Source organism: Enterobacter cloacae complex sp. P43RS (genome assembly GCF_014930585.1).
Lineage (GTDB): Bacteria > Pseudomonadota > Gammaproteobacteria > Enterobacterales > Enterobacteriaceae > Enterobacter > Enterobacter bugandensis.
The window spans coordinates 39,097-45,487 of record NZ_JADBRJ010000018.1; the positions used below are offsets into that span (position 1 = coordinate 39,097).

The 6,391-nt window shown below is 52.6% G+C and carries 9 protein-coding genes and 1 tRNA gene; all 10 read left to right on the plus strand.

Annotated features, from left to right (window positions below):
- Positions 1–7 precede the first annotated feature (7 nt).
- The 10 genes from cydX (at position 8) to IM294_RS21335 (ending at position 6,389) form a co-directional block, all read left to right on the plus strand.
- A complete protein-coding gene (gene cydX / locus IM294_RS21290) occupies positions 8–121 on the plus strand; it encodes a cytochrome bd-I oxidase subunit CydX (RefSeq protein WP_003858598.1) in 114 nt (37 codons plus the stop codon).
- A complete protein-coding gene (gene ybgE, locus IM294_RS21295; RefSeq protein ID WP_008501100.1) occupies positions 121–411 on the plus strand; it encodes a cyd operon protein YbgE in 291 nt (96 codons plus the stop codon). The genes cydX and ybgE overlap by 1 nt, the downstream gene beginning before the upstream one ends.
- 148 nt (positions 412–559) lie before the next feature.
- Entirely contained in the window at positions 560–964 is a 405-nt protein-coding gene (ybgC, locus tag IM294_RS21300; RefSeq protein ID WP_028012387.1) for a tol-pal system-associated acyl-CoA thioesterase, read from the plus strand.
- Complete coding sequence (tolQ, locus tag IM294_RS21305; protein ID WP_008501101.1) at positions 961–1,653, plus strand: Tol-Pal system protein TolQ; 693 nt, start codon at positions 961–963, stop codon at positions 1,651–1,653. Before ybgC ends, tolQ begins: the two co-directional genes overlap by 4 nt.
- A 3-nt stretch (positions 1,654–1,656) precedes the next feature.
- Complete coding sequence (gene tolR, locus IM294_RS21310; protein WP_003858589.1) at positions 1,657–2,085, plus strand: colicin uptake protein TolR; 429 nt, start codon at positions 1,657–1,659, stop codon at positions 2,083–2,085.
- Positions 2,086–2,113: 28 nt separating this feature from the next.
- Positions 2,114–3,367, plus strand: a complete 1,254-nt coding sequence (gene tolA, locus IM294_RS21315) for a cell envelope integrity protein TolA (RefSeq protein WP_126818798.1) — start codon at positions 2,114–2,116, stop codon at positions 3,365–3,367.
- Between the two features lie 134 nt (positions 3,368–3,501).
- On the plus strand, positions 3,502–4,794 hold the full coding sequence (gene tolB / locus IM294_RS21320) for a Tol-Pal system beta propeller repeat protein TolB (RefSeq protein WP_013097529.1): 1,293 nt from the start codon (positions 3,502–3,504) through the stop codon (positions 4,792–4,794).
- Between the two features lie 35 nt (positions 4,795–4,829).
- Positions 4,830–5,351, plus strand: coding sequence for a peptidoglycan-associated lipoprotein Pal (gene pal / locus IM294_RS21325; protein WP_003858578.1), 522 nt, complete (start codon positions 4,830–4,832; stop codon positions 5,349–5,351).
- A 9-nt stretch (positions 5,352–5,360) separates the two neighbouring features.
- Entirely contained in the window at positions 5,361–6,155 is a 795-nt protein-coding gene (gene cpoB / locus IM294_RS21330; RefSeq protein ID WP_028012389.1) for a cell division protein CpoB, read from the plus strand.
- A gap of 161 nt (positions 6,156–6,316) precedes the next feature.
- Positions 6,317–6,389, plus strand: a tRNA-Lys gene (locus IM294_RS21335).
- The last annotated feature ends 2 nt before the right edge of the window (positions 6,390–6,391 follow it).

Genomic DNA, 6,391 nt, shown 5'->3' on the forward strand with positions numbered 1-6,391 from the left:
GCTGAATATGTGGTATTTCGCATGGATTTTAGGGACGCTTCTTGCCTGTGCTTTTGGTGTCATCACTGCCCTGGCGCTTGAGCACGTCGAAGCGACCAAAGCGGGTGAAGAAAAACACTGATGAATATTATCGCGAAGCTTTACGCGGTAATGGATAAGCGCCCGTTGAGGGCGCTTTCTTTAGTGATGGCATTACTGCTGGCAGGCTGTATCTTCTGGGACCCGTCGCGCTTTGCGGCAAAGACCAGCGAGCTTGAGATTTGGCACGGCTTCCTCATCATGTGGGCAGTGTGTGCCGGGGTGATCCACGGCGTGGGCTTTCGTCCGAAAGCCGTTCACTGGCAGGGAATTTTTTGCCCACTGATTGCCGATCTGGTGCTTCTCGCCGGTTTGATTTTCTTCTTCTTCTGAATAAGAAATGTCCGTTAACGTTATGGGCTTACCCGAGCCCATAAAAATTTACTCTCCGTTTACTTTCCCCCATTCCAAACCATCTTTCCCGCGCGTATAGTAGCGAAGTTTAAAAGCTCTAACTTTTGTTGCATTACTGGGATGTAAAGTGAATACAACGCTGTTTCGATGGCCGGTTCGTGTCTATTACGAAGATACCGATGCCGGTGGTGTGGTTTACCACGCCAGCTACGTTGCTTTTTATGAACGGGCACGCACAGAGATGCTGCGCCATCATCACTTTAGTCAACAGGTGCTGTTGGCTGAGCGAGTTGCCTTCGTGGTACGCAAGATGACGCTTGAGTATTTTGCGCCTGCCAGACTCGACGATATGCTCGAAGTCCAAACAGAAATTACATCAATGCGCGGGACCTCACTGGTTTTCACGCAGCGGATAGTCAACTCAGAGAACACCGTACTGAACTCAGCTGAAGTACTGATTGTTTGTGTTGATCCAACCATAATGAAGCCTCGTGCGCTTCCTAAGTCTATTGTCGCGGAGTTTAAGCAGTGACTGACATGAATATCCTTGATTTGTTCCTGAAGGCAAGCCTTCTGGTTAAACTTATCATGTTGATTTTGATTGGTTTTTCAATCGCATCCTGGGCCATCATTATCCAGAGAACGCGTATCCTCAATGCTGCTGGCCGTGAAGCGGAAGCATTTGAAGATAAGTTCTGGTCGGGTATTGAACTTTCTCGCCTGTATCAGGAGAGCCAGGGACGCCGTGAAAACCTGACCGGCTCCGAACAAATTTTCTATAGCGGATTCAAAGAGTTCGCTCGTCTGCATCGGGCAAACAATCATGCGCCGGAAGCCGTCGTGGAAGGGGCATCGCGTGCGATGCGTATCTCCATGAACCGCGAGCTGGAAAATCTTGAAACGCACATTCCTTTCCTCGGCACCGTGGGTTCTATCAGCCCGTATATCGGTCTGTTTGGTACCGTGTGGGGGATCATGCACGCCTTTATCGCGCTGGGCGCGGTGAAGCAGGCGACGTTGCAGATGGTTGCACCGGGTATCGCTGAAGCACTGATTGCGACCGCTATCGGTCTGTTTGCGGCCATTCCGGCGGTTATGGCTTACAACCGTCTGAACCAGCGCGTGAACAAACTGGAACTGAACTACGACAACTTTATGGAAGAGTTCACCGCGATTCTGCACCGTCAGGCGTTTACCAGCACCGAGAGCAACAAGGGGTAAACCATGGCCAGATCGCGTGGACGAGGTCGTCGCGAGCTCAAGTCCGAAATCAATATCGTGCCACTGCTGGACGTTCTGCTGGTACTGCTGCTGATCTTCATGGCAACAGCTCCCATCATTACCCAGAGTGTGGAAGTCGATCTGCCGGATGCGACAGAATCACAGGCGGTGAGCACCAATGACGATCCTCCGGTCATCATTGAAGTTTCCGGCGTAGGGCAGTACAGCGTGGTGGTAGAGAAAGATCGTATGGATCAGCTGCCACCTGAGCAGGTTATTGCCGAAGCGCAGCGTCGCCTGGAGTCAAATCCGAAAACGGTCTTCTTAATCGGTGGCGCGAAAGACGTACCCTACGATGAAATTATTAAAGCGCTGAACTTGCTACATAGTGCGGGTGTTAAGTCAGTTGGCTTAATGACTCAACCTATTTGATCATCCGCGTAGTTTTTGGGAACCGATAGTGTCAAAGGCAACCGAACAGAACGACAAGCTTAAGCGAGCGATAATCGTCTCCGCAGTGCTGCACGTTATTCTTTTTGCAGCGCTGATCTGGAGTTCGTTCGACGAGCATATTGATGCATCAGCAGGCGGCGGTGGAGGGTCTTCCATTGACGCCGTAATGGTGGATCCCGGTGCGGTAGTGCAAAACTATAATCGCGAACAACAGCAGAAGGCGAGTGCCAAACGGGCTGAAGAGCAGCGTGAAAAACAGGCGCAACAGCAGGCGGAAGAGCTGCGTGAAAAGCAAGCCGCCGAGCAGGAGCGTTTGAAGCAGCTTGAGAAAGAACGTTTGCAGGCGCAGGAAGCCGCGAAAGCGCAGGCGGAACAGCAGAAGCAAGCCGAAGAGGCCGCGAAGAAAGCTCAGGAACAGCAAAAGCAGGCGGAAGAGGCGGCAGCAAAAGCCGCAGCGGATGCCAAAGCGCAGGCTGATGCCCAGGCAAAATTAGCAGCAGAAGCGGCGAAGAAAGCGGCTGCCGATGCCCAGAAGAAAGCTGAGGCCGAAGCCGCGAAGAAAGCCGCTGCGGATGCCCAGAAGAAAGCCGAAGCGGAAGCCGCGAAGAAAGCCGCTGCTGACGCACAGAAGAAAGCTGAAGCCGAAGCCGCGAAGAAAGCCGCTCAGGACGCAGAGAAGAAAGCGGCTGCCGAGGCTGCGAAGAAAGCCGCTGCGGCTGAGAAGGCTGCTGCAGAAAAAGCTGCCGCCGCTGAAAAAGCCGCTGCTGATAAAAAAGCTGCAGCTGAGAAGGCCGCTGCCGATAAGAAAGCCGCTGCTGAAAAAGCGGCTGCTAAAAAGGCTGCTGCCGCTGAGAAAGCCGCGGCCGCCGCAGGGGTTGACGATCTGCTGGGGGATTTAAGCTCCGGTAAGAATGCACCGAAAACGGGCGGTGGCGCGAAAGGAAACAACGCAGCGCCGACCGGAAGTGGTAACACTAAGAATAACGGTGCGACAGGGGCTGAAATCAACGGCTATGCCGCGCAGATTAAATCGGCGATTGAAAGCCGGTTCTACGATGCGTCTTCCTATGCCGGTAAAACGTGTACGCTGCGTATAAAACTGGCTCCGGACGGCATGCTGCTTGATATTAAGTCTGAAGGTGGCGACCCGGCTTTATGTACTGCGGCTCTGGCTGCAGCGCGTCAGGCGAAGATGCCTAAACCGCCTTCTCAGGCAGTCTACGAAGTCTTCAAAAATGCGCCGCTGGACTTCAAACCTTAAGTTACATTTTCCCCGTGCAAACGGGGAAAAATAGACCAGGTTTAGTCACAGGGTTCGGGTAGTTTTGTCTATTTGAGTTTGTTAACATTCTGCTAAATTATCGTGGGTAAGGTTACCCGGATAAGGGAGATATGATGAAGCAGGCATTACGTGTAGCATTTAGTTTTTTAATGCTGTGGGCAGCAGTCCTGCACGCAGAAGTACGTATCGAGATCACCCAGGGGGTGGACTCGGCACGCCCAATCGGTGTTGTTCCGTTCCAGTGGGCCGGTCCTGGCGCTGCACCTGAAGATGCCGGTGGCATCGTGGCGGCTGACCTGCGTAACAGCGGTAAATTCAACCCGTTAGATCGTTCTCGTCTGCCGCAGCAGCCGGGCAGTGCGCAGGAAGTCCAGCCTGCTGCATGGTCTGCGCTGGGTATTGATGCCGTGGTGGTGGGGCAGGTTACGCCTAACCCGGACGGTTCTTACAACGTGGCCTGGCAGCTGGTGGATACCGGCGGTGCACCGGGTACCGTTCTGGCACAGAACTCTTACAAGGTCACTAAACAGTACCTGCGCTACGCGGCACACGCGGCCAGCGACGCGGTATTCGAAAAGCTGACCGGTATTAAAGGTGCGTTCCGTACCCGTATCGCATATGTGGTACAGACCAACGGCGGTCAGTTCCCGTACGAGCTGCGCGTATCTGACTACGACGGTTACAACCAGTTCCTGGTGAAACGCTCTTCACAGCCGCTAATGTCTCCAGCCTGGTCTCCGGACGGGTCTAAGCTGGCGTATGTCACCTTCGAAAGTGGTCGTTCTGCGCTGGTTATCCAGACGCTGGCTAACGGTGCGGTGCGTCAGGTAGCGTCGTTCCCACGTCACAACGGTGCGCCTTCCTTCTCTCCAGATGGGTCTAAACTGGCGTTTGCGCTGTCTAAAACCGGTAGCCTGAACCTGTACGTGATGGACATTGGCTCTGGCCAGATCCGTCAGGTGACCGACGGTCGCAGCAACAATACTGAACCATCATGGTTCCCGGACAGCCAAAACCTGGCGTTTACCTCTGACCAGGCAGGCCGTCCACAAATCTATAAAGTGAACATTAACGGCGGTGCTCCGCAGCGTATCACCTGGGAAGGTTCTCAGAACCAGAACGCAGACGTGAGCAGCGACGGTAAATTCATGGTAATGGTCAGCTCCAACGGTGGGCAGCAGCACATTGCCAAACAAGATCTGGTAGCGGGTGGCGTTCAAGTTCTGTCGTCAACGTTCCTGGATGAAACGCCAAGTCTGGCACCTAACGGCACTATGGTAATCTACAGCTCTTCTCAGGGGATGGGATCTGTGCTGAATCTGGTTTCTACAGATGGGCGTTTCAAAGCGCGTATTCCGGCAACTGATGGACAGGTAAAATCACCTGCCTGGTCGCCGTATCTGTAAATAATAATTAATTGATTACTAAAGGAATCATAGAAATGCAACTGAACAAAGTGCTGAAGGGGCTGATGATCGCTCTGCCTGTAATGGCAATCGCAGCGTGTTCTTCTAACAAGAACGCCAGCAATGACCAGAGCGGCGAAGGCATGATGGGTGCCGGTACCGGTATGGACGCGAACGGCAATGGCAACATGTCTTCTGAAGAGCAAGCGCGTCTTCAGATGCAGCAGCTGCAGCAGAACAACATCGTTTACTTCGATCTGGATAAATACGACATCCGTTCTGACTTCGCTGCGATGCTGGATGCTCACGCTAACTTCCTGCGTAGCAACCCATCTTACAAAGTCACCGTAGAAGGTCACGCGGACGAACGTGGTACTCCAGAGTACAACATCTCCCTGGGTGAACGTCGTGCTAACGCCGTTAAGATGTACCTGCAGGGTAAAGGCGTTTCTGCTGACCAGATCTCCATCGTTTCTTACGGTAAAGAAAAACCTGCAGTACTGGGTCACGACGAAGCGGCTTACTCCAAAAACCGTCGTGCCGTACTGGTTTACTAAGAGAATTGCATGAGCAGTAACTTCAGACATCATCTGTTGAGTCTGTCGTTACTGGTTGGAATAGCGGCCCCCTGGGCCGCTTTTGCTCAGGCACCAATCAGTAGTGTCGGCTCAGGCTCGGTAGAAGACCGGGTCACTCAGCTCGAGCGTATTTCTAACGCTCACAGTCAGCTTTTAACCCAACTCCAGCAGCAACTTTCCGATAACCAAAACGATATTGACTCTCTCCGTGGTCAGATTCAGGAAAGTCAGTATCAGCTTAACCAGGTTGTGGAACGTCAGAAGCAAATTTTATTGCAGATAGATAGCCTCAGCAGCGGCGGTGCAGCAGCACAACCCGCAGCGGGCGATCAAAGCGGCGCGGCAACCTCAGCGCCTGCGCCGTCTGCTGATGCTTCAGCCTCAACAGGAGCGCCTGTACAGAGCGGTGACGCGAATACGGATTACAATGCGGCCATTGCCCTGGTGCAGGATAAATCTCGTCAGGATGACGCGCTCGCTGCGTTTCAGAACTTTATCAAGAAATACCCTGACTCAACCTATCAGCCAAATGCGAATTACTGGCTTGGTCAGTTGAATTACAACAAGGGTAAAAAGGACGATGCGGCGTTTTATTTTGCCTCCGTGGTAAAAAATTACCCGAAATCGCCGAAAGCGCCAGATGCGATGTTTAAGGTTGGCGTGATCATGCAGGACAAAGGCGACACGGCGAAAGCCAAAGCGGTTTATCAGCAGGTAGTCGCAAAATTCCCGGGCACCGAAGGTGCTAAGCAGGCGCAAAAACGCCTGAATTCGATGGGATGATTATCGCATGACCAGAAATCGCGTTATTTCTGGTCGTGCAGCATGATTACTAAGCAGTTAAGTGATCTTCATCGAAATTTTTGTTGCGCAGAATTCTTAAATCAGTAATATATGCCGCCGTTGCCACGGGATATCAAACAACGTGAAAGCAGCATAAAAGTGGGTCGTTAGCTCAGTTGGTAGAGCAGTTGACTTTTAATCAATTGGTCGCAGGTTCGAATCCTGCACGACCCACC

Excerpts from the sequence above, each read along its gene's own strand:
- cydX (WP_003858598.1), top strand. The coding sequence starts at position 8 with ATGTGGTATTTCGCATGGATTTTAGGGACGCTTCTTGCCTGTGCTTTT.
- ybgE (WP_008501100.1), top strand. The coding sequence starts at position 121 with ATGAATATTATCGCGAAGCTTTACGCGGTAATGGATAAGCGCCCGTTG.
- tolR (WP_003858589.1), top strand. The coding sequence starts at position 1,657 with ATGGCCAGATCGCGTGGACGAGGTCGTCGCGAGCTCAAGTCCGAAATC.
- tolB (WP_013097529.1), top strand. The coding sequence starts at position 3,502 with ATGAAGCAGGCATTACGTGTAGCATTTAGTTTTTTAATGCTGTGGGCA.
- pal (WP_003858578.1), top strand. The coding sequence starts at position 4,830 with ATGCAACTGAACAAAGTGCTGAAGGGGCTGATGATCGCTCTGCCTGTA.
- cpoB (WP_028012389.1), top strand. The coding sequence starts at position 5,361 with ATGAGCAGTAACTTCAGACATCATCTGTTGAGTCTGTCGTTACTGGTT.